Origin of the sequence: Pseudomonas guineae (assembly GCF_900113745.1) — a bacterium.
GTDB lineage: Bacteria > Pseudomonadota > Gammaproteobacteria > Pseudomonadales > Pseudomonadaceae > Aquipseudomonas > Aquipseudomonas guineae.
This window is the reverse complement of sequence record NZ_FOQL01000008.1, coordinates 1-22,523: the sequence shown is the minus strand read 5'-3', so window position 1 is coordinate 22,523 and position 22,523 is coordinate 1. Positions and strand designations below refer to the sequence as shown.

Below are 22,523 nucleotides of genomic sequence, written 5' to 3'. Positions count from 1 at the left end.
TCGCTCTGGCGGCCCGGCGAGGGTTTGCGCGCAGCGGGAGACCTCGCCGGGCGCGCCGAGAGCGCCCGGTGACGTCCCTGTAGCACGTCAGATAAACAAAACAGTAGAACCAGATTAAACCAGAGTATTGGGTGAAAAATGGCTAAGGCAAAAGACTTCACAAGACTCGACATAGAGACCGGATTAGAAAACCCGGCAAGTCGGTTGTTTGTTGATCCGGGCCAGATCGGCTTCATTGACCTATCAGGCGTTCGCCTGCTTCGCTGTGGCGTCGACACCGTGCGCCAGCTGTACCGGGGCATGATCCGCCCGGAAATCATGGCGCTGTTCGACAAGCCTGGCACCCTGGTTGATTTCGCCGGTCAGCGCTGGCATTCGGGCCGTGTGGGTAAAGACTCTGGCTACCAGTACAAACTCCAGAATGCTGACCTGGGGATCATCCTGCTGGTGAAGAACTTCAACGCCAAGCTAGACAACATCGGCCCGCACTTGAAAATCGAAGTGTCGCCCCATGCAATCGACCGCTTCTCGCCAGAGCGCCTGCAACAGCGCCTCGATTACTATGCAGAACATGTGCTGACCCATATTGAGCGCAACCAGTGTGCGGTTCACCTTGCCCTAGACCTGCAAGGTTGGACGCCTCCTGCTGATCTAGTCGCCCGGATGCATTGCCGTTCACGCGCTGTGCGTGATATTTCGGGCATTAAAGAGATCCAATGGACGTTAGAGTCTGCGACCTACGGCAAGGGGCAATCCTTCCTGTTCGGCTCCGCTGGAAGCGTTCAGCTCGGTATCTACAACAAAACCCTACAGGCCCGCGCCACTGACAAGCTCGACTACTGGGAAGGTGTCTGGCGTGCCCGTGACAGCTTCGATGAAAACGACCCTGAGAATTACGACCCCACTCAAGATGTATGGCGTGTTGAGCTGCGCTACCACCATTCTGTTATTCAACAGTTCGCTAGCGGCTCGGTTGATCTGCACAGCGGCCAAGCCATCGACAGCAACAGCTACGCCGCCTTTGCTCCGCACCTCGACGGCCTTTGGCGCTATGGCTTGCGCCAGTTCAAGCTACTGGCCCGGCCTGGCTACTTTGAGCCCATTTGGACGCTTTTCCGTGATGACGTGCGCGTAGACCTTCCGGTTGATTCCCTGGTTGATAGCACTGAGTACAAGCGTCAATACAAGACCTCGCGGGGCTTCTCTGGCAAGAATGTGGAACTCTTCTTGGGAAACTTCGTAAGCCTGCTGGCACGGGAGCGAGTGGGCGCTAGGCGAGCATTTCACCGGCTCAAGGATTGGGAATGCTGGCCAGTGATCCGCGACCACTATGCCGCTAAGGGTATGGATGAAGACGGCTTGTATAAGCACATCAAAGGCATCCTTGAGGAACGGCATATTCGCTGGGGCCGGGCTGTATGACTGCACGTAAAGACGGCAAAACGTGGACGGCTGACTTCTACGAAAATGGTCGTATTGGTCGACGTGTTCGTAAGAAAGGCTTTCTGACCAAGGCTGCAGCCCAGCGATATGAGTCGGACTACTTCGCCACCTACAACCAGACTGGTCGACCGCTGGATGATCGGTTATCCGATTTGGTGGATGTCTGGTATGACCTGCACGGCTGCTCACTCAAAGACCATAAAGCCCGACTTTCCCGCACCAAGGCGATTGTCGAGCGGTTGGGCAATCCGCAGGCATCACAGTTTGAATCGCTGGCTTGGGCGCGTTATCGGCAGGCGCGTTTAAAGGAAGCCTCACCGCATACCGTCAACCATGAGCAGCGCTACCTGTCGGCAGTGTTCTCTGAGCTGATCCGTCTAGGTGCCTGGACTGGGGTAAACCCGCTGGCCAATATCCGTCAGATCAAGACCGACCAAGTAGAGCTGTCGTTTCTTACCCTGGAACAGATCAACCAACTGCTTGAAGAGTGCCGTCGATCCAGCAACAACCACACATACCCAGTTGCTCTGATTTGTTTGGCCACTGGTGCGCGCTGGGATGAAGCCGAAAGCTTGGGGCGTGCTGCCATCTTCGGAGGTAAGGCGCATTTCCACCGCACCAAAAATCGCCAGTCCCGATCGGTGCCGATACCCAAGGAAGTGGAAGAGGCCGCGTTAAAGGTGGCTATGCCTGGAACCGGTAGGCTCTTTATGTCCTGCAGGGCGGCTTTCCGTGGTGCCTATGAGCGCTGCGGCTTCGATACGCCGGGTCAGCTAACTCACATCCTCCGCCACACCTTTGCCAGCCACTACATGATGGGCGGTGGCGACATCCTCAGCCTGCAACGCATCCTTGGGCATTCCTCCATCACCATGACCATGCGCTATGCACATCTGTCGCCTGATCATCTGGAGTCGGCTCTAAGGCTTTCACCGCTTGCTCAATGCGGGCACAAGGCCCTTCCATGACTATTCAGCTTATTAGAAGAATCCGGGCATACTCGGCTCGTTTAGTTCAGCTGAGGTGCTACATGGAAAGTAAGATTCCACTTCCTACGGATAATCTTTATAAGTTTGTCGCTCTCTTCTCTCTAGTTCTGCTGATTTCTGCCTTTGGCACAATTATCTGGGCGACCAATGCTGCCAACGGAGTGGCTTTTGAACACTGGGTTGAGATTGAGTCATTACAGTCGAAGGAGGCTCTGTCTGTTGAACAGGCTTCTCGGCTCAAGGCATTGGAGAAGCAGATTGAAGTCGCTGTGGCTGACAAAGAAACCTATGTTACGTCCGCCCAGATAATTTCTACCTTGGGTACGCTGGGGATCTTTTTTGGTTTTGGATATTGGTACAAGCGGCTTCAGCCGATAGCTGATGAGATGGCTGCGACCCAGCTTGAAATAGCCAAGCTGCAGCTTGTGGCTCTCCGGGCTGACTTGAAAGCCAAAGGTATCGACGTGGGCACGCCGTAGTCACCTTGTAGTCACTCGCGCGCACAAAAAAGGGCTTACCTTTCGGCAAACCCTTGTTTTGTTTGGTGGCTACGCAGGGACTTGAACCCCGGACCCCAGCATTATGAATGCTATGCTCTAACCAGCTGAGCTACGTAGCCGAGTGGCGCGCATTATTCGCGCCTTGGGCATATGTGTCAACCCTTCTTCGCAGAAAATTTACACGCCTGATCAAGTGCTTACATGCAAGGCGCTACTTACAGCGCTAAAGCTCTATTGTTAAGACGTCCGTAAAATTTTCTTGCGCTTTGCATTCTGCACGTTAGCCGTTTCGATTCTCTTCGCCCTTTACGATCAAGTCTGTGGCGCTAACTACGGCTAGGCTAGATCGACCCAACCCTATTTGAAGTTAGCCAGAAATGCCAAGGGCTTCCGTGTGGCTATCACCTTGCCGTGCCCCCCGGTTAACGCAGCGCCGGTACAACCGCCCCACACATTAGGCGGCTAGCCATTGATTTATCTTTTTCACACAAAGTCGGTTCACACACATGGAGTTGTATCGATGAAGACAACAAAATTGATGGTAGGTGGCCTGTTAACTGTCGTTGTCGCACTGGGCGGCTGTACAACTAAGACGGCTAATCAATCGCAATACTCGGGCTTTCTGTCCAGCTATGAGGGCTTGAGCTCTACCAAGACCAGCGGTAGCAGCACCGTATTGCGCTGGGTCGATCCGTCGTTCGATGTGGCCAACTATCAAAACATCATCTACCAACCGGTGCGCTTCCATCCTGAGCCGCTGCCTACTGAGCGTCTAAGTCAGAAGACCCTGCAGGATGTGCTGGCTTACACCAACAGCCGCTTGTCTAAGGCCATGTTTAGCCGCTTAAAACCCGTAGGTTTCAGCGCTGGCCCAGGCACCCTGGCCTTCCGCGGTGCAATTACCGGCGTCACTGCCAGTACCGAGGGCCTCAAGCCGTATGAAATCATTCCGGTTGCCTTGGTGCTCGCCGGCGCCATGACAGCCAGCGGCGCGCGCGATCAGAACACCGAGCTGTACCTGGAAGGCGAGCTGGTCGATACCACAACAGGTAAAACCATGCTGCGCGTTGTGCGTAAGGGCTTTGGTAAAACCCTGAGCAATGATAGCCAACCGATCACCGCAGACGACCTGAAGTCGGTCATCGACGACCTGACTCGCGACGTGCTGACCTTTAAATAAGAAGGAAGCCCCCCGCCCACTTGGCGCTTCTAGCCAAGCGGTGGAAGGGCTCGTTTAGCGCAACAGCGAGCGCCGCGTACCGAGCAGCAATCCGCTAAAGATCAGCGCCGCGCCAAACCAGTGATAACCCTGCAGCCCCTCCCCTAGCAGCAACCAACCCAGAACGGCGGTAAATACCGGCATCAGGTAGTTGGAGAGCGCCGCTTTGGCTGCACCAAGCACGCGGATGGCGTGGTTCCACGCGAGATAGGCAAGCAATGAGGCGAAGACCGCGGTGTAACTAATGGCGGCGAGATTGCCGAAGCTCAGGCTGAAATGTGCCCCCTGAGCCAGCTCATACAGGTAAAACGGCAGAATCAGCGGTACGCCCAGCAGCATCAACACACCGAGCAGCGCCAGCGGCGGAATCGGCAGCAAATGAGCAGCCCAGCGCCTGAGCAACAATGAATAGAGCGCCCAGTCGGCCACCGCCAGCAGCATGACCAGATCGCCCTTGTTGAATGCCAGGCCGCTTAAGCTGGCCCAGCTGCCTTTACTGATCAGCACCAGCAAACCGCACGCGGCTACCGCCATACCCCACCAAGCGCGTCGATGTGGCCACTCGCCGAGTAACAGGCCAGCGCCAATAAAGGTCATCAACGGCAGGCAGGTGTTGACTAAGGTGATGTTGATCGCGGCGGTGGTTTGCGCGGCGGCATACAAAAGGCTGTTGTAAGCGGCGATACCGACACCGGCGAGCACCAGCAAGCGCCAACCAGCCGCACGCAGCTCACTACGATGTAACCACAGCGGCTTGGCTACAAAAGGCAGCAACAGGACGAGTGCCAGGCTCCAGCGCCAGAACGACAAGGCAAACGGCGGGATCTCGCCGGCAAAGGCTCGCGCCACCAAAGCATTACCCGACCAACAAAGCGTTGCAAGCAGCAGACCAGCAATCGCATAACGTGCAGAGTGCCGCATGCCTCAGTTCTGCCCGAGCGGACGTAAGCGGTATTGCGGCGGCAATTGTTCCATAGCGCTGACCGCCACATTAAGGTTTTTCCAGCGGCCATCCTTGATGCCGTAAATGCAGCCATGCACCGACAGCGACTGACCGCGATGCCAGGCGTTCTGCACGATAGTGGTATGGCTGACGTTAGCCACTTGCTGGATCACGTTGAGTTCGCAGAGGCGGTCGACCTGTTCTTCCTCGCTGGGCAATTGCGCCAGGTGCTCACGGTGTTCGTAGTACAGGTCACGAATACTGCGCAGCCAGCCATCGATCAGGCCGAGCTGGCCATCCTGCATCGAGGCCCGCACCCCACCGCAACCGTAGTGACCGGTGACCAGGATATGTTTGACCTTAAGCACATCGACCGCGTATTGGATCACCGACAGGCAGTTGAGGTCGGTGTGCAGCACCACGTTAGCCACGTTGCGGTGCACGAACAGATCACCCGGCAACAGGCCGACAATTTCATTGGCCGGCACGCGCGCATCGGAACAACCGATCCACAGGTATTCCGGCACCTGTTGCTTGGCCAGCTTTTCGAAGAACTCAGGGTCTTCCTCTTTGATCGCCTCCGCCCAACGTGCGTTGTTATCGAAGAGGTGCTGTAGATCGCTCATGGTTCATTCCCGGGTTCGTCGATGCGCACCATAGGAGCGCCACGGGCTTTTTACAAGCATGCACGCCCTGCAGTCACAGCCGACCGGCTCAGGTTCGACGGCGGCGCAGCAGCCAGACAATCAGCAGCACGCCCGCCAGCAGCACCAGGCTCACGCCCCACTGCAGCGTTCCGGCATAGCGATACAGTTCAGCCGGTTGCAGGCTCGGCTCACGCCGCATGCGTTGCTCGGCCGCTGCGCCCCGAGTCGGAATGTCGGCCAAGCCGTCGCCATCCAGATCAGGCAAGCTGCGAATATGGTCGAGCAGGCCCTGCCACTCCTTGTACTCCTGCACGCCGGGCTGCTGCGGGTCGGCATCGATGATCGCCTCCTTGATCGCGGCCAGCGGCTGCCCCTGAGCATCCTTGGGCTGCACGCTGAGCAAGCCCTTGGTCAAGTCGCTGACCAGCCAGGTGAAGCTGCCGACATAGCTGGTCGCACCAATGCTGTAGAGCCGCTGATCGGCCAGGTCCAATGGCGTGTAGCCCTTGAGCGGGTCGCCCAATTCAATCCGGCTGACCCGGTCAAACGGCACGCGCCAAGGGTTGTAGCTGAAGCGCAGCCCCGACACCCGCGGGTAATAGCTTTTACTTGCACGCACTTGATACGCCAGCAGCAACACCTCAAGCAGACTCTTCAACTCATGGCCGGTGACATATACCTTAATCAACGGATAACCCGGCGCATCATCGAACTCCCCCACACCCAGCGGAGCGATGCGAAACAAGTCAGACACCGATTGCACGCCATAGCGGCCCTGAATCAAATTGTCGCGGATGGTGCCATTGCCGGTGAAGGACACATCGCTGCCCGTGGCATGGCGCAGGGCATCGGTGACCAGATTGCCGAGGATCGGGTCGTCATACTCGCGGGTCAGGGTCTTGTCGACCTTGGCCAGCGGCTGATCGAAGGTGTAACCCTTGGGGGCCAGCATCTGCGCGCTGACGATCTGTTTAAAATCCTCAACCTGGGCCGTGACCACCGCACTGCCGGCAATCTGGTCGTTGATTGGGTGCAGCTGGTAATCGACAACCTGCGGCTTACCATCCGCCGACAGACGCATGTGCAGCTCGCCCAGGTGCTGGATCTCCGAGCCGGCCTGCATCACTGGCGTGCGGCCATTGACCAGCACAGGTTGCGCCAGGGCCGTGTGCGAGTGACCACCGACCACGATATCGATACCTGGTACTTGCTCGACCAGCTCAACCTCTTCGCCGCGCCAGTTGCCATCGTCCTGCTGCACCACGCCCATGTGCGAGAGCAGAATCACCACCTCGGCGCCCTCCTCGCGCAGCTTGGCAACCATGGCCTGGGCGGTCACGACCGGGTCGGCAAACACCGCTGGCTTGATCATCGGGCTGACGGCTACGGCGTTGTTACCGAGCAGGCCAAACAGACCAAAACGGATACCGCCCTTGTCGATCAGTTTGTACGGCAGGATGCGCCCAGCCTCAACGTGCGCCTGCAAGCTGTCGTCTTCCTTGCGCACGTGGTCGAAACCCAGGTTGCTCGACAGCAGCGGCATCAGCGCATCGCCCTTGATCTTGTACGCCGAGCTGATCATCGCGGCCAAGCCGGCCGGACGAAAATCAAATTCGTGATTACCGAGGGTCGCGGCGTCATAACCCAGTTCGGTCATCAGGCGCAGTTCGCCACCGGTTTCGCGGGTAACGGTGTGAAACAGCGTGCCCATGCTGAAATCACCGCCATCAAGCAGCAGCACCGGTTGTTCGCCTGCGGCGGCACGGCGCTGCGCCAGCAAGGTGGCCAGGCGCGCGACGCCGCCAACGGTGTCATCATCGCCGGTGGCAGCAGGGGTGTATTCGTTGTTCGGGCCAAAGCCGAGCAGGCGCGATTGCCAGTCATTGGTGTGCAAGATGGTAAAACTGCGCTCGGCGCTGGAGGCCTGAGCGGCGGCAAATAGACAAGACACCGCGAGCAACGCAGCAGACAAGCGCATGACAAATCCTTAGGCAATGGGCCGAGCACAACTGCCGCTGAGGGCAGCGCCGCAGTATGCGACAAGCCCGGCGTCAGGTCAGCGGCGGATCACGCCGCGCGCGGTAGCCAATCGTGTCAGGCACACGGCATGCCCTAATCAAACAGCGGGCAGACCATCACCAGCGCATCTTCGCGACCACCGACAGCGGGGTAGTAATCGCGGCGCCTACCGACTTCGTTAAAACCGTAGCGCTCGTAGAGACGATAAGCCGCCTGATTGCTCGCACGCACTTCGAGGAAACAGTCATTGGCCCCCTGCGCCTGAGCTTGCTGCATCAGGTGCTCAAGTAGTTTAAGGCCCAGGCCGCGGCCCTGACTTTCAGCCTTGACGGTGATATTGAGCAGGTGCGTCTCATCCATGATGATCTGGATTACGCCGTGACCGACTTGCTGCTCGCCCTCAAACATCACCCAGCAGTTATAGGACGTCAGGCTGTCGGTAAAAATGCCGCGCGTCCAGGGGTGGCTGAAGGCGGCGTATTCAATTTTCAGCACCGTATCGATATCCGCCGCGGTCATCGGGCGAAAGCTGATTGCATCACTCATTCAGGTTGACTCGGCAAGCGTTAGGAACCGCGGCCCACAGGCCGGGAAAAGGTCTATTCACGTAGCGGCCAACCAGCGCTGGCGCACGCGGCGCATGGCCTGCCACAGCTCACGCTTGCGCTCAGGCTCATCCATCAGCAACTCCAGGCCTGGCAATGCCCAGGCAGCGCCGAGCCCTTCAACCTGTAACTCGCGGTTGTAAGCATCAGCATCCGCCTCGCCGGCAAACCGAATGGCCGGCAAACCGACCAGCCACAAGCAGCTGCAAGGCTCCTGCTCTTCCAGGCGCGCACCGACAAAACTTTGCACAAACTCCAGCGCCGCATCTGGTCCTTGGTCGATTTGGCCCCGCGCCAGCAGCGGCCAGCGCACCGGCTCGCCAATCAATTGCGGGCTGTCCGGCAAGCCGGCAGCGCGCAGCAGATCCTTGAGCAGTAGATACGCCGGGTCGCGGCCCTGCAGCGGCTCACCGGTAGGTAATTCAACCAGCACGGCGCAGGCACCCGCGCGCAGCAATTGCAGGGCAAAACGCGGAGGCGCGACGGGCGTTGGCGGCGCCACTGGCGTTTCGGCATCAACTGCCGCAGCTTCAACCTTGGCCATACGCCCCTGAGGCTGCGGACGTGGCACTTCAATCTTGGGGCGGGGCGTTGGCGCGACAACGGCCGCTTCTGCACGCGGTGGCTCGTAGGCTGGCACCGCTTCAGCCACTACTTGTGGCACGGCAGCGGCGGGCTCGGGCTCAACGAGCGGTTGCAGCAGCTCAGGGCGCGAGAGCGCAGCAAACGGCAACTCAACACGCGGCAGCCAGCTGGCCACCTGCATAGCGCTCAGGTAGGCACGTCGACGTAGCTCTGTGATCAAACGTCAGCCGCCTGTGGGTGAGCTTTTTGCCCAGCCTGCATCAGGTTCAGCGCATTGATATAGGCTTTGGCCGAAGCCACCAGAATGTCGGTATCAGCGCCATTGCCATTAACGATGCGCCCGCCCTTCTCCAGACGCACGGTGACTTCACCTTGTGAGTCGGTGCCTTGAGTAATGGCATTGACCGAATACAACTGCAGGCTGGCCTCGGAGCAGGCGACCGACTCAATGGCCTTGAAGGTCGCATCGACCGGGCCTGAACCATGAGCGCTGGCTTTGTGCTCGGCGCCATCAACGCTGATCACCACTTGGGCTTGCGGCACTTCACCGGTCTTGCTCGCTACGTCCAGGGTCACCAGCTTGAAGTGCTCCGGCGCTTCTTCGCTAAGGGTGTCGGAGACCAGGGCTTGCAGGTCTTCGTCAAAAATCTCGTGCTTCTTATCGGCCAGATCCTTGAAGCGGGCAAAGGCGGCGTTCAGCTCGCTTTCCCCGGCCAGCACGATCCCTAGCTCATCCAGGCGCGAGCGGAAGGCGTTACGCCCGCTCAACTTGCCCAGCGACAGCTTATTGGTGTGCCAGCCCACTGACTGAGCCGACATGATCTCGTAGGTTTCGCGGTGCTTGAGCACGCCATCCTGGTGAATGCCCGACTCGTGGGCGAAGGCGTTGGCGCCGACAATGGCCTTGTTCGGCTGCACCGGAAAACCGGTGATGCCGGAAACCATGCGTGAGGTGCTGAGGATATGCGGCGTATCGATGCGCGTGTGCACGCCCAACAGGTCAGCACGGGTTTTGATCGCCATGACGATCTCTTCCAGCGCGGCGTTGCCGGCGCGCTCACCGAGGCCGTTGATGGTGCACTCCACTTGCCGCGCACCCGCCACAACCGCGGCCAAGGAATTGGCTACGGCCAGACCCAGATCGTTGTGGCAATGCACCGAGAACACCGCTTTATCGGCGTTGGGTACGCGGTTAAGCAGTTGGCGAATGGTTTCTGCGTACTCATGCGGAATCGCATAGCCAACCGTGTCGGGAATATTGATGGTGCGCGCGCCAGCATCGATCGCGGCTTCGACGATACGGCAGAGAAAATCCAGCTCCGAACGCCCGGCGTCTTCACAGGAAAATTCGACATCGCTGCACAGATTGCGTGCGCGCTTAATCGCATGCACAGCCTGTTCAACCACCTGATCCGGCTGCATGCGTAACTTGTACTGCATGTGAATCGGGCTGGTGGCGATAAAGGTATGGATACGCCCGGAGTTGGCGCCCTTAAGCGCTTCGGCGGCGCGGTCGATATCCGCGTCCAGGGCACGCGACAGGCTGCACACCGTGCTGTCCTTGATGCTGTCAGCAATCGCCTTGACCGCGGCGAAATCGCCCGGGCTGGCAATGGCGAAACCCGCCTCGATCACATCGACACGCAAACGCTCCAGGGCCTTGGCGATGCGCAGCTTTTCCTCACCGGTCATGGACGCGCCAGGGCTCTGCTCGCCGTCGCGCAGGGTGGTATCGAAAATAATGACGCGATCGCTGCTGCTCATGCTGGTTTCCTCACGGAGTCGCCGTAGCACGCACCCGACGTCGGGGCGCGTGTCGATAGGGGTTGATTGTCGCGTGAAATGCCGCAGGCGGGAAGCGCGGCGCACACCAACGCCCCATCGCGGCTAAAGCCCCTCCCACGGTTTGATCGCACAAGCCTGCACGTAGGGTGGATGTCGCTCTTTACATCCACCCGCAACAGGCGACGGTGAATTTGCACCAGAAAGCAAAACGCCCACCAAAATGGTGGGCGTTTTCAGGCTAATCGATCGAGCTAGCGCTAGCCGATCAGAGCGCTTGATCCCAAGGACGATCGCCATCCTTGTCCTTGATCCGGGTCGGTAGACCCATCACGTCGAGCAACTTGAGGAACGGCGCAGCCGGCAGCTCTTCAACGTTGGCCATACGCGACACGTCCCACTCACCACGCGCCACCAGCAGCGCAGCGGCTACCGGCGGCACGCCAGCGGTGTAGGAAATGCCCTGACTGTCGGTCTCAACATAGGCGTCTTTATGGTCGGCCACGTTGTAGATAAACAGCTCGGTCGGCTTGCCATCTTTAGTGCCTTTGACCAGGTCACCAATGCAGGTCTTACCGCTGTAACCCGGCGCCAGCGACGACGGATCAGGCAGCACAGCCTTGACTACTTTCAGCGGTACGACTTCGAGGCCTTCAGCAGTTTTAACCGGCTGCTCAGAAAGCAGGCCCAGGCTGTTGAGCACAGTAAACACGTTGATGTAGTGCTCACCAAAACTCATCCAGAAGCGCACGTTAGGTACGTTCAGGTGCTTGGACAGGGAATGCACTTCGTCATGCCCGGTCAGATAGAGACTCTGCTCACCGACTACCGGCAGGTCATCCGTACGCTTGACTTCAAACATGCTGTTGCTGGTCCACTGGCTGTTCTGCCAGCTCCAAACTTGACCGGTGAACTCACGGAAATTGATTTCCGGATCGAAATTAGTGGCGAAGTACTTGCCGTGGGAACCGGCGTTGACGTCGAGGATGTCGATCGACTCGATCGTGTCAAAGTACTGTTGCTGCGCCAGTGCGGCATAGGCATTGACAACGCCCGGATCGAAACCGACCCCGAGGATGGCAGTCACGCCCTTATCCTGACACTCGGCCAGGTGATTCCATTCATAGTTACCGTACCAAGGTGGCGTTTCGCAGACCTTGCCCGGTTCTTCGTGAATAGCGGTATCAAGGTAGGCCACACCCGTATCAATGCAGGCGCGCAGCACCGACATGTTAAGGAAGGAGGAACCCACGTTGATGACGATCTGCGATTCAGTTTCGCGGATCAGTGCCTTGGTTGCTTCTATATCCAGCGCATTCAGGGCATAGGCCTGAATTTCAGCCGGCTGCTTCAAGCTGCCTTTAGCCTTTACGCTGTCGATGATGGCCTGGCATTTGGAGATGTTGCGCGACGCGATAGCAATCCGACCGAGTTCGTCGTTGTGCTGTGCGCACTTGTGGGCCACCACCTTGGCGACACCTCCTGCACCAATGATAAGAACGTTCTTTTTCAATTTCTTTATCTCTCCTTTAACCGCCAGTTGTCAGCTCGTAGGGTGGACGGCGCTTCATCCGTCCACCATTGCGATCGCAATGGTGGACAAAAAGAGCGTTGCCCACCCTACCGGTCAGCTGAGGCTGGACAGGTAATCGTCAAAACCAAATTCGCGAACCACCTCAACACTACCGTCGAGTTGCTTCACCACGATGGACGGCATTTTCAGGCCGTTAAACCAGTTTTTCTTAACCATGGTGTAACCCGCAGCGTCGATAAACGACAGACGATCGCCGATGGTCAGCGGACGATCGAATTGGTACTCACCGAAGATATCGCCTGCCAGGCACGACTTACCGCACACCATGTAGGTGTACTCGCCCGTGCAGGGTTCCATCTTGGCGTTGAGCCGGTAGATCAGCAGATCAAGCAGGTGCGCTTCGATCGAGCTGTCGACCACGGCCAAGTGCTTGCCGTTGTAGAGAGTGTCGAGCACCGTGACTTCCAGCGAGGAACTCAGGGTAATCGCCGCTTCGCCCGGCTCCAGATACACCTGCACGCCGAAACGCTCGGAGAAGGCCTTGAGCCGCGCGCAGAACTGATCCAGCGGATAGCCTTCGCCGGTGAAGTGGATACCGCCACCCAAGCTGACCCACTCAACCTGCTGCAGCAGATGGCCGAAACGCTCTTCGATGGTGCCGAGCATCTGATCAAACAGCTCAAAGCTGCCGTTCTCGCAGTTGTTGTGGAACATAAAGCCGGAGACTTTATCCATCACCGTGGCGATCTTTTCCGGGTCCCACTCGCCGAGGCGGCTGAATGGTCGCGCCGGGTCGGCAAGCAAATAATCCGAGCTGCTCACCTGCGGGTTAACGCGCAGGCCACGCACCTTGCCGGCAGAGGCTTCGGCAAAACGCTCAAGCTGGCCGATGGAGTTGAAGATGATCTTGTCGCAGTTAGCCAGCATCTCAGGGATTTCATCGTCAGCCCACGCCACGCTGTACGCATGAGTTTCACCGGCGAACTTCTGCCGACCGAGCTTGAGCTCGTACAAGGAAGACGAGGTGGTGCCGTCCATGTACTGCTGCATCAGGTCGAACACCGACCAGGTGGCGAAACACTTAAGCGCGAGTAGCGCCTTGGCGCCTGAGTGCTCGCGGACATAGGCGATCTTCTCCAGATTACCCAGCAGCTTTTGCTTATCGATGAGGTAGTAAGGTGTCTTGATCATCTCGATGCCTATGCAAGGTCGGCAGGCAGGCAATCAGCGATGCTGATCCCTCCCCGAAAAGTGGGGGCGAATTGTGCCGACAACCGGCGCATATCGAAAGAGCAAGGGGGGTATTTCGTCGATTACATATCCACTAATGGCACATACAGGTAATCCCCCCGGCCATGCAGCGCCAGCCACAGGCTGACAGGATCCCTATACGCGATGACAGCGACATGACAAACGGCAGTGCAGCAGCCGATAACTGACACTCAAGGCTTGGCCATAGCATGCAGTACAATCGCCAATTTTTAGCGCAAAGCCCGCGGAGCGGATGCCCCGATGATTGATCCCAAGCGCGTATTGCGCGCCCTTGCTGAACACTGGTCGTTGCTTGAGCCGCTCTGTGAGCGCTTTGATACCGGTACCTTGAGCCTGGTTGAGCTGCGCAACCAACTCGGTACGCAGTTGCCTGAAAGCACGCCAACCGACATCACCGCACTGCTCGACCAGTGGATCCGCCTGGATATCCTGGTGCCGGTGGCCAAGAGCCCTAATCGCTTTGAGCTGAATGCGCAGATTCACGACTTCCTCGCCTACCTGCGCCGCGAGCATCGCCTGGGCCTGTGCCTGGAGATTGAAGCCTACTTGCGTCACCTCGAACGCCTGGCGGGCTATATCAAGGATGCGTTTGAGGTGCGCGACGCCAACGACCTGGCCCGCCAACTGCGCCTGCTGGATATGCGCGTACGCGATGTACTGAAGAAGCTGGCCAACGATGAGCAGGCGCTGGTTGCCGTGGCCGACCGGGCCAAAACCAGCGACCGACAGATCCCCCTGCGTCAGCGTTACGCTGAAGTACTGGCGACCTGGGATGAGTACGTCGAGCCGATGATCCAGCTGGTCGCCGCCGACGGCGCCTTCGAACAGGGCGTGTACCGCGTCGAACATGTATTGCTGCGTTTGCTCAGCGAACAGCAACGCCTCGGCCAACTGGTTGACGATGACCTGCTATTGCGCACCCACGCGCGCATTCTGGAAATGCAGACCACCGCCCAGCTGACCCTGCGCCGTGCTCGCGAGCTGCTGTTACCCCTACGCGAAGAGGCGCGCCGGCATAACGCCGTAACCCGTGGCGCAGCCCTGGCCCTGGCGGCAATCCGTAAAAAAGGCCTGGACGCCGTGCCGCAGGCCTCCCTGCCGCTGTTCAGCCGCCCGCAAAGCACCTTTCTCGGCACCGCCTCGCAGGTCGAGGCTTATGTTTATGCCCTGGCCCGCTTCGAACCTAAGCCTGCGCAATTTCCCAAAGCTCACACCACACGCAAGGGCGAAGCCCCGCGCGCGCCACGCACCGCGCGCGAAATGCTCGAGCGTTGTGAACAAGCGCTGCCGCTGCCTGACCTGATGGTCTGGCTGCTGGAGCAGGAGCCCGAAGGCGCCACCGATGAATTGCTCTACTGGTTTTCACGCCTCTCGCGCGACGCTCGCTTCCAACGCGAGCGCCTTGAGCGCCGCGACTATCTGACTGCCGAGCATCAGCTCAGCCTAAGTTCCTTTGCCTTGCTGAGCAGCCCCCATGCTTGAATCTTGCGTAGGGTGGACAACGCGCAGCTTGTCCACCACCTCCGACTGCCCGGTGGAAAACACGGTTTTCCACCCTACGACTGCCTGCGAGCATTGCGTATGAATATCGACCTGAAAGAACTGACCCAACTTGCTCCGATCTTCCGTGAGCTGTTCAAGGGTTACCACGTCAGCCGCCGCGACCCGGAGCTGTATGCTCAGCTGTCCAACCTGCAGGACCAGTACCGCGCGCTGTTCAAAGCTCTGGGCTATGAGCTGACCTGCGACAGCCGCGGCTTCTACTACTTCGTCCCTGAGCAAATGGGCGCGCAGGTCAACAAGACCGCCCAGCGTCTGGCACTGTTCACCTTTATTCTGGTGGAGCATCTGGCCGACCAAGGCCGCGACCCGCTGGCCGTGCTCGATGGCGGTAGCCTCGGCCGTGACGAACTGCCTGCGCTGCTGGACAAGTACCGCGACCTGTTCCTCCAGGCCGAAGTCACCAGCGTTGAAGAGCTGGAAGAAAAAGTCATGCGCCGCCTGACACAGCTGGGCTTTGCCAGCGAGGACAACGGCATCTACCGCTTTCTCGCGCCCATGCACCGTTTCCTCGATGTGTGCCTGAGTGTGCAACAGGACCGCGACCTCGCGGCCACCCTGCACAGCAGCCTGCCACTGCCCACCCCTGTATTGCTCGACGATGAACAAGAAGACGAAATCATCAGCCTCGCCGAAGCTGACATGGACGAATCCGAAGAAGACGCCCTGGCCCGCGCCATGGCCGAAGAACGTGCTGCCCAGGAGATCGACGCATGAGCCAGGAACGCTACGGCATCCGCCGCTTCGCCCTATTGAATACCGCCGGCTACAGCCTCGGCCTGTTCCCGCTGGAAAATCCGCTGTCGGTGTATGGCGCCAACAACCTGGGCAAATCCGCCTCGATCAACGCCCTGCAATTCCCGATTCTGGCGCGCATGTCCGACATGAGCTTCGGCAAATACAGCCTGGAGCAATCGCGCAAGTTCTACTTCGCCAGTGACACCAGCTACATTCTGGTTGAGGTGGTACTACCCCACGGCCCCCATGTGATCGGCGTGGCCGGACGCGGTCCGGGCGGTGGTTTCGGCCACCAGTTCTTCGCCTACCAAGGCACCCTGGATCTTCAGCACTACCAGAAAAACGGCACCTGTCTGCGCCAACGCGAACTGTTCAATGCCCTGGAGCGCGAAGGCATCAAGGCCTACGAACTCAAGCCCGAGGAACTGCGCCGCTTGCTAGTCGGCGGGCACACCTCGGTGCCGCTGGACCTGACCCTGATTCCGCTGCGTTCCACCAGCGAGCAGAGCCTGAAGACCTTCCGCGCACTGTTTATCAACCTGCTGCACATGCGCGAGATCACTGCCGCCAAACTCAAGCAGCTGTTCCTCGACGCCTTCGAACACAGCCTGCGCTCGGGCAGCGTCGACTACATCGCCGCCACCGAGGAAGCCTTCCGTGACGTGCGGCGCATGGAGCAGGACTACCAGGCACTGGTCACCGCCGGCCCGCTGATCGAAGCCCTGGCGGCCGGTGTCAGCCAACGCGAACTGCTGCGCGGCAAACTGCACCGTATCTCGCCGCTGCTCGACTCACTGCTGGGCGCCTGGCAGGACTATGCCGGCGCGCGGCGCGAGGAGCTGGTGATCCAGGCCGAGCACTACCAAGGCGAACAAGACGGCCTGCAACATGAGCAGCGTGGCGGCACCGCCGAGCTGATGCGCATGGAGCGCCATATCAGCGAAATTCAGCGCTGGCTGGGTGAGTTGGCGGTACTGAAAAACCGCTTCGCCCTGGTCAATGATGCCAAAGTACTGGAAGCACAACTGCTCGCCGCCAAAGACGCCCACGACGAACTGGCCGGTGCTCTGGCACAGTCGCGGCAATTCTCCGCTGAAGATTTAGATGAGCGCCTACGCGACCTGGAAAAACGCCTAAAATCGGTGAAGCAGCAGCTCGAACACGCCGACAACAACAGCTACTCACGCCTGCGCGAAGAATTCTCCCAGGCCGGCGTCGATCGTCTGATGCGCCTGTTCAACGGCCAGTTATTCAGCCTACCGCTGGGTGAAAAAGGCATTCAGGTTGCTGAGGGCGATGCTTGGGTGAAATCCCTGGAAGCCATTCTCGATGGCTTCAAAGGCGAACATTTTGAGGTGCCGGGCCTGTCCATCGACCTCTCGCATATCGAACCACCCGCCTTGCAAGCGCTGGCCGACCGCGCGGCCCTGCGTGATCAAAAAGACCGCCTCGACCGCGAATACAAACAACTGAAAACCCAGCAGGCCGTTGCCTCGGACCGTGCGGCGAGTAAGGCCCAAGCCGAGCAGCTGTATCAGGCCGTACTGGATGCACAGAAGGCCCTGGAAGACTTCCGCCGCAGCCAAACCCTGGCTGTCGAAGAAAACGGCAAACTGGAACAGCTGGCCCAGCTGGAAGCGGCCCAGGACGAACTCAAGCGCACCTCGGATGCTTTTACCGAACGCGTACAGCAGCTCTCCGCCAAGCTGCAACTGGTCGGCCGTCAACTCGCCGACCTGGAAGCCAAGGAGCGCACGCTGGAAGACGCCTTGCGCCGTCGCCAGTTACTGCCGGCGGACCTGCCCTTCGGCACACCATTCACTGACCCTATTGATGACAGCCTGGATAACCTGCTGCCGCTGCTCAACGACTACCAAGACGCCTGGCAAAGCCTGCAGCGCATAGACGGGCAGATCGAGGCGCTCTATGCGCAAGTGCGCCTGAAGGGCGTGGCCAAGTTCGACAGTGAAGATGATGTTGAGCGTCGCTTGCACTTGCTGGTCAACGCCTACGCCCACCGCCAGGACGAAGCCCTCACCCTGGCCAAAGCGCGCCGCGCCGCCGTTACCGACATCGCCCGTACCCTGCGCAATATCCGCAGCGACTACGACAACCTCGAACACCAGCTGGCGCTGTTCAACCGCGAAATCAACAAGCGCCAGGTCTCCAACCTGGAAAGCTTCCGCATCGTCCTGGCGCCGAACAAGGACGCACTCAAGCATATCGACCAGATCATCCACAGCGCCGGTCAGTATGAAAAAGGCGAAACCCTCTCGGTGTTCGACCTGCAGCAAAGCAGCGATCAGGACAGCAAAAACGATGAAGCCAAGGAATACCTGTCGCGCCTGGTGGCCGCCAATCACAACCAGCTTGGTTTGAAAGACCTCTTCGAACTGGCCTTCGAGATCACCAAGGTGCATGGCCAACCGGTGATCCACACCGACATCGATGGCGCCGCCTCCAACGGCACCACCATGACCATCAAGGCACTGACCAACATGTACCTGTTGCTCCACCTGATAGACCGCGATCAGGCTGGCAAGGTGCGCTTGCCTTACTACCTGGACGAGGCGGCGGATATTGACGAGAAGAACCAGCAGGCGTTGATCGAAACCAGCTTGCAGCTGGGATTTGTGCCAATTCTGGCGTCGGTAAAACCGCAAGTATCCGCCCACGTGGCCATCGACTTGGAAGGTGGCAGCGGGCCGAATGGCATCTATATCGACGAAGCGGATTGGAAATATATCCAGCGCCGAGACAGCGATAAGGCTAATGTCGAAAAGACCAGCGCAATAGCCGAACCCGCCTAAAGCCTAGGGTGGGTGAGCGGCGCAGGCACGCACCGTCGATAACACGAAGCATCCAGACGCTGCATAACCCACCAAGCGGATACACGTCAGTACACCGCAAAACACAAGGGCCGCAATGCGGCCCTTGTCGGTTAGTGCTCCAGGGCTATCTTCGGCGCCCAGCGTAACCACTCCTCGTTCACCTCATCGTGCAAGGCAAAGGTCTGCCCCGGCCGAGCTGGCCCCCCCATCTGCGGGTTGTCCGGCGAGGCAAAGGCAATACCGCCCTCCAATAACGCCTCCAGCGACTCAGTACGCACTTTCACACCGCTAAACAGCCCCGCATCAACACCGATGCCGCTGGCATTCCAAAAACGACTCGCGCTGCGCACCAACGGCGCATAACGTGGCTCGATCAGGATATGTATCAGCACCCGATCCGATGTCGGGCCTAGCTCGAAATGTGTCACTTTGCCCACCGGCACTTCACGGTAGCTGACCACCACACCCGGCTTGATCGAGCCTCGGCGCGCCGCACTCAGTACCAAACGTAACCCCTGCTCACGGGCATTCTGCGTCGGGGCCGACTCAGCAGCAGTGAAGTTGGTTTGTACCGCACCGCTTTTATTCGCCGGCCGCACCTCTAGGTATTGCCCGCTGACCAGGGTTTCCAGATTAGCCGCACGGGTCAGACTGACCTCCGGTTTGACCACCCAGAACTGTGTACCGGCACGGGCAATCTGTTGAGTGGCCTGGGTCACACGCGCATGCAGAATCACCGCCTGCAAATCATCCGTCAGCTCAATGCGCTCGACCTTACCAACATCCAGCCCTTTATAACGAATCGCCGTGCCCTCACTCAGGCCGTCACCACGGGGTACCCGTATGGTCAAGGCGATACCTTTCTCGAGGGCAGTGTCCTGGCTGCTATACAGGGCGAAACGCTGCACTCGTTTGCCACTCTTCGCCGCCTGCGGATTTGGTGTTTCAAACGCAATACCACCTGCCAGCAGCGTCTGCAACGACTCACTCTTGACCTCGACACCGGACAACCCGCCTTTCAAGGTAATACCGCTGGCATTCCAGAAACGCGTGCTGCTGTTAACCAGGTGCGCATACTCAGGCTCAATGTGCACGCCAAACGCCACTTGCTTGTTATCCCGTGACAATTGATAGCTCTGCACCGAGCCGACTTTAAGTTGCTTGAACAGAATCGGGCTCCCAACTTCCAAAGAACCACGCACGTCGCTAAACAGCACCAAATGCAAGCCAGGAGATGCCAAATCAAGGGGCGGCGCCTTGGCTCTTGCGACAAAGTCACGCTGCGGCTCTGCGCCCTGTTCACCCGGGCGAATCGCAATGTAATTCCCTTTGACCAGCGCCTCCAGCCCAGTAATACCTGCCAGGGATATGGATGGCTTGACCATCCAGAAGTCAGTGCCCTCGACTAAGTAATCCTCTGTGCGCGGGTCGAGCATCAACTCAACCTGAGCGCCACTGAGATCATCATCAACCTTAAAGGTCTTCAGGTGGCCGACCTGAATGCCCTTGTACATAACAGGCGTACGCCCCGGCTCAAGCCCTTCAAACTCATGCAGTTTGAGCGAGACACGAATACCAGCCTGGGCACTGTCGAAATCTTCATAGAGACGAAATGGCAGGCTTGGATCAGTCGGTGGACTGTCCTTGCGATGATCAGGAGTGGCGAAGGCAATCCCCCCTGCAACGATGCTTGCCAGCGACTCCGTGCGCACCTTTATGCCTGAAAGCCCAGCGTCGATGGATACACCGCTGGCATTCCAGAAACGCGTATGTTTGCGCACCAGAGGCGCAAATTCTGGCTCGATGAATACTTTCACCTCGATAAAGTTCTGGTCTTCAACCAAGGCATAACTCTTCACTCGCCCCACCTGGATCTGCTTATAGAAAACGGGGCTGTCCCTATTCAGCGAGCCAAGCCGGTCAGCCTTGAGGGTTAGGTGCAAACCAGGAACAGTGTCGGCCAATGGCGGCGGCTCGCTCAGCGCAGTGAAGTCACGCGTAGGCTCGCCATCGCCCGGACTGGCAGTGATGTAGTTACCCGAAACAAGGGTTTCCAGCCCGGTGATGCCCGCCAGCGAAACGCTCGGTTTGACCAACCAGAAGCGTGTATTGGTACGCAGGTGCTCCTCGACCCGCTTATCCATTTCCAGCGTGGCGCGTACACCACGCCGCTCGCCACTGTCATCCAGTTCCAACGCGGTAACTTTACCGATTGGCATGCCTTTGAAGATCACCTCAGTTTTCCCTGGCTGAATACCATCGCCACTGGCAAACATCACCTGGATCTCGATACCGGCTTCGTTGTAAGCACGCCAGCCCAGCCAGCCACCAATCAGCAGCGCAATCAACGGCAACACCCAAATAGCCGACCAGTTTGATGCTGGGCGCGTCTTGGCCAATGGCAAATCATTCATGGTCGTCATCCGAATCTGTGTTGTCCCATATCAAGCGAGGGTCAAAAGTTAAAGCGGCCAACATAGTCAGCACCACGACACTGGCAAAAGCCGTGGCGCCATAGCCAGGCACAATACTCGCCAAACTACCGAAGTTGACTACAGCTACCAATATTGCAATAACAAAAATATCCAGCATCGACCAGCGCCCTATCCACTCGATAAAGCGAAACATCATTACGCGCTGTCGAGGCGACATTGGTTGATGCCGTTGTATGGAGTACAGCAATAGGGCAATACCGATTAACTTGAAGGTAGGCACCACAATCGAAGCAATGAAGACGACAGCCGCGATCGGCAGCATGCCGTGCTCCATCAACTCGATAACACCGGACATGATGGTATCGGGTTGGCCCTGGCCTAACGTGTTAACAGTCATAATCGGCAGTAGGTTGGCTGGGATATACAACACAGCAGCGGTCAACAACAGCGCCCAAGTGCGCGCCAGACTATTCGGCCGGCGCGAGTGGACGTGCGCACCGCAACGACTACAGAATTGTTTACCTTCTTCAGCCTGAGCAGCGTTGAGTTGGTGGCACTCGTGGCAAATCAACAGTCCGGCATCAATCGCTCGCATGTTGATCCTCTTCGGACAAGGCTTGCCAAATCTGATGCGGTGACATCGTCACCTCCAACCAGACCTGTACCAGCAGAAGTGCAATAAAGCAGAACAATCCCAACCCGATGCGCAAGTCGGCCATATCGGCCAGTTTCACGATGGCGACTAGGATGCCCATCAGATAAACCTCGAGCATGCCCCACTCACGCATATGGTGATAAATGCGATAGAGCAGCAGGCCATAGCTGCGACCTATATCTGAACGAATGCTCAGCAACACCGCAAACTGGCACAACAACTTAATCAGCGGTACGGCCATACTGCAAAGAAACACCACAACGGCAATGCCCTGCATACCGCTGTTATACAGCCCCAGAACGCCTGTCCAGAGCGTATCCTCAGTGGTTTGCCCCAACAGGTTGAGCTGCATGATAGGCAAGAAATTAGCCGGCACATAAAGCAGCAAAGCGGTCATCACCAACGCCATACTGCGCCGCACGACATGAGTACGATGGGTATACAGTTCATAGCCACAACGCGGACATTCCACCCGTTCATTTATGGAGGAGATGGGCTTGCGTAACAGCAGATCGCACTCGTGACAGGCAATGAGCTGCTCAAGCTTAAGCTCGGTCAGTGATGCAGAGAGTGCTGGGTCGGCCATAGAAAAAACTCTTTGAAGAAAGCGCAGATAATCATAGCCACGTGTCGTACATGTTGCTGATTTAAGGCGTACCTGCAGGCACGAAGATTTTGACGCGCAAAGTAAAACCCCCGATCAGTTTCCTGATCGGGGGTTTTGGTGTAGGTGCTTGACGATGACCTACTCTCACATGGGGAAACC

18 protein-coding genes and 1 tRNA gene are annotated in these 22,523 nt (G+C 58.3%); 7 read left to right on the top strand and 12 right to left on the bottom strand.

Features of this window, described 5'->3' with window-relative positions:
• Nucleotides 1-138: 138 nt before the first annotated feature.
• The 3 genes from BMZ32_RS19165 (at nucleotide 139) to BMZ32_RS19155 (ending at nucleotide 2,911) form a co-directional block, all read left to right on the top strand.
• A complete protein-coding gene (locus BMZ32_RS19165; RefSeq protein ID WP_090245125.1) occupies nucleotides 139-1,422 on the top strand; it encodes a hypothetical protein in 1,284 nt (427 codons plus the stop codon).
• Nucleotides 1,419-2,411 carry a phage integrase gene (locus BMZ32_RS19160; protein WP_090245123.1) on the top strand — a complete coding sequence of 331 codons (993 nt, stop codon included), beginning with the start codon at nucleotides 1,419-1,421 and terminating at the stop codon, nucleotides 2,409-2,411. Before BMZ32_RS19165 ends, BMZ32_RS19160 begins: the two co-directional genes overlap by 4 nt.
• A 62-nt stretch (nucleotides 2,412-2,473) precedes the next feature.
• Nucleotides 2,474-2,911 (top strand): hypothetical protein, encoded by a 438-nt coding sequence (locus BMZ32_RS19155; RefSeq protein ID WP_139213977.1) that lies wholly within the window; start codon nucleotides 2,474-2,476, stop codon nucleotides 2,909-2,911.
• A 63-nt stretch (nucleotides 2,912-2,974) separates the two neighbouring features.
• Here the strand turns inward: BMZ32_RS19155 and BMZ32_RS19150 are convergent.
• Nucleotides 2,975-3,051: transfer RNA gene (locus tag BMZ32_RS19150), tRNA-Met, on the bottom strand.
• Nucleotides 3,052-3,452: 401 nt separating this feature from the next.
• Between BMZ32_RS19150 and BMZ32_RS19145 the strand changes: the two genes are divergently transcribed.
• The gene (locus BMZ32_RS19145; RefSeq protein WP_090245118.1) at nucleotides 3,453-4,112 is read left to right on the top strand and encodes a DUF3313 domain-containing protein; all 660 of its coding nucleotides are present in this window, start codon (nucleotides 3,453-3,455) and stop codon (nucleotides 4,110-4,112) included.
• Between the two features lie 54 nt (nucleotides 4,113-4,166).
• On the opposite strand, the gene BMZ32_RS19140 is transcribed toward BMZ32_RS19145, so the two are convergent.
• The 8 genes from BMZ32_RS19140 to BMZ32_RS19105 form a co-directional block, all read right to left on the bottom strand.
• Nucleotides 4,167-5,072, bottom strand: coding sequence for a DMT family transporter (locus BMZ32_RS19140; RefSeq protein ID WP_090245114.1), 906 nt, complete (start codon nucleotides 5,070-5,072; stop codon nucleotides 4,167-4,169).
• 3 nt (nucleotides 5,073-5,075) lie between these two features.
• Nucleotides 5,076-5,720, bottom strand: coding sequence for a carbonate dehydratase (can, locus tag BMZ32_RS19135; protein WP_090245112.1), 645 nt, complete (start codon nucleotides 5,718-5,720; stop codon nucleotides 5,076-5,078).
• A gap of 88 nt (nucleotides 5,721-5,808) precedes the next feature.
• Nucleotides 5,809-7,719, bottom strand: a complete 1,911-nt coding sequence (locus BMZ32_RS19130) for a bifunctional metallophosphatase/5'-nucleotidase (RefSeq protein ID WP_090245109.1) — start codon at nucleotides 7,717-7,719, stop codon at nucleotides 5,809-5,811.
• A 134-nt stretch (nucleotides 7,720-7,853) separates the two neighbouring features.
• The gene (rimI, locus tag BMZ32_RS19125; protein ID WP_090245107.1) at nucleotides 7,854-8,306 is read right to left on the bottom strand and encodes a ribosomal protein S18-alanine N-acetyltransferase; all 453 of its coding nucleotides are present in this window, start codon (nucleotides 8,304-8,306) and stop codon (nucleotides 7,854-7,856) included.
• Between the two features lie 57 nt (nucleotides 8,307-8,363).
• On the bottom strand, nucleotides 8,364-9,170 hold the full coding sequence (locus BMZ32_RS19120) for an energy transducer TonB (RefSeq protein ID WP_090245104.1): 807 nt from the start codon (nucleotides 9,168-9,170) through the stop codon (nucleotides 8,364-8,366).
• Nucleotides 9,167-10,714, bottom strand: coding sequence for a 2-isopropylmalate synthase (locus tag BMZ32_RS19115; RefSeq protein WP_090245101.1), 1,548 nt, complete (start codon nucleotides 10,712-10,714; stop codon nucleotides 9,167-9,169). Before BMZ32_RS19115 ends, BMZ32_RS19120 begins: the two co-directional genes overlap by 4 nt.
• Before the next feature lie 286 nt (nucleotides 10,715-11,000).
• Nucleotides 11,001-12,245, bottom strand: coding sequence for a saccharopine dehydrogenase family protein (locus tag BMZ32_RS19110; protein WP_090245099.1), 1,245 nt, complete (start codon nucleotides 12,243-12,245; stop codon nucleotides 11,001-11,003).
• 114 nt (nucleotides 12,246-12,359) lie between these two features.
• Nucleotides 12,360-13,457 (bottom strand): carboxynorspermidine decarboxylase, encoded by a 1,098-nt coding sequence (locus BMZ32_RS19105; protein ID WP_090245097.1) that lies wholly within the window; start codon nucleotides 13,455-13,457, stop codon nucleotides 12,360-12,362.
• Between the two features lie 321 nt (nucleotides 13,458-13,778).
• On the opposite strand from BMZ32_RS19105, the gene mksB reads away from it, so the two are divergent.
• The 3 genes from mksB (at nucleotide 13,779) to mksF (ending at nucleotide 18,646) form a co-directional block, all read left to right on the top strand.
• Nucleotides 13,779-15,020: an Mks condensin complex protein MksB gene (gene mksB / locus BMZ32_RS19100; RefSeq protein ID WP_090245094.1), complete on the top strand. Its 1,242-nt coding sequence runs from the start codon at nucleotides 13,779-13,781 to the stop codon at nucleotides 15,018-15,020.
• A gap of 99 nt (nucleotides 15,021-15,119) precedes the next feature.
• Complete coding sequence (gene mksE / locus BMZ32_RS19095) at nucleotides 15,120-15,815, top strand: Mks condensin complex protein MksE (protein WP_090245091.1); 696 nt, start codon at nucleotides 15,120-15,122, stop codon at nucleotides 15,813-15,815.
• Nucleotides 15,812-18,646 carry an Mks condensin complex protein MksF gene (mksF, locus tag BMZ32_RS19090; protein WP_090245089.1) on the top strand — a complete coding sequence of 945 codons (2,835 nt, stop codon included), beginning with the start codon at nucleotides 15,812-15,814 and terminating at the stop codon, nucleotides 18,644-18,646. The genes mksE and mksF overlap by 4 nt, the downstream gene beginning before the upstream one ends.
• Before the next feature lie 131 nt (nucleotides 18,647-18,777).
• Here the strand turns inward: mksF and BMZ32_RS19085 are convergent, their stop codons facing one another.
• The 3 genes from BMZ32_RS19085 to BMZ32_RS19075 are packed head-to-tail and all read right to left on the bottom strand — an operon-like array spanning nucleotide 18,778 to nucleotide 22,343.
• Nucleotides 18,778-21,081, bottom strand: a complete 2,304-nt coding sequence (locus BMZ32_RS19085; protein WP_090245086.1) for a PqiB family protein — start codon at nucleotides 21,079-21,081, stop codon at nucleotides 18,778-18,780.
• The gene (locus BMZ32_RS19080; protein ID WP_090245084.1) at nucleotides 21,074-21,697 is read right to left on the bottom strand and encodes a paraquat-inducible protein A; all 624 of its coding nucleotides are present in this window, start codon (nucleotides 21,695-21,697) and stop codon (nucleotides 21,074-21,076) included. The genes BMZ32_RS19085 and BMZ32_RS19080 overlap by 8 nt, the downstream gene beginning before the upstream one ends.
• Entirely contained in the window at nucleotides 21,684-22,343 is a 660-nt protein-coding gene (locus BMZ32_RS19075) for a paraquat-inducible protein A (RefSeq protein WP_090245081.1), read from the bottom strand. Before BMZ32_RS19075 ends, BMZ32_RS19080 begins: the two co-directional genes overlap by 14 nt.
• Between the last annotated feature and the right edge of the window lie 180 nt (nucleotides 22,344-22,523).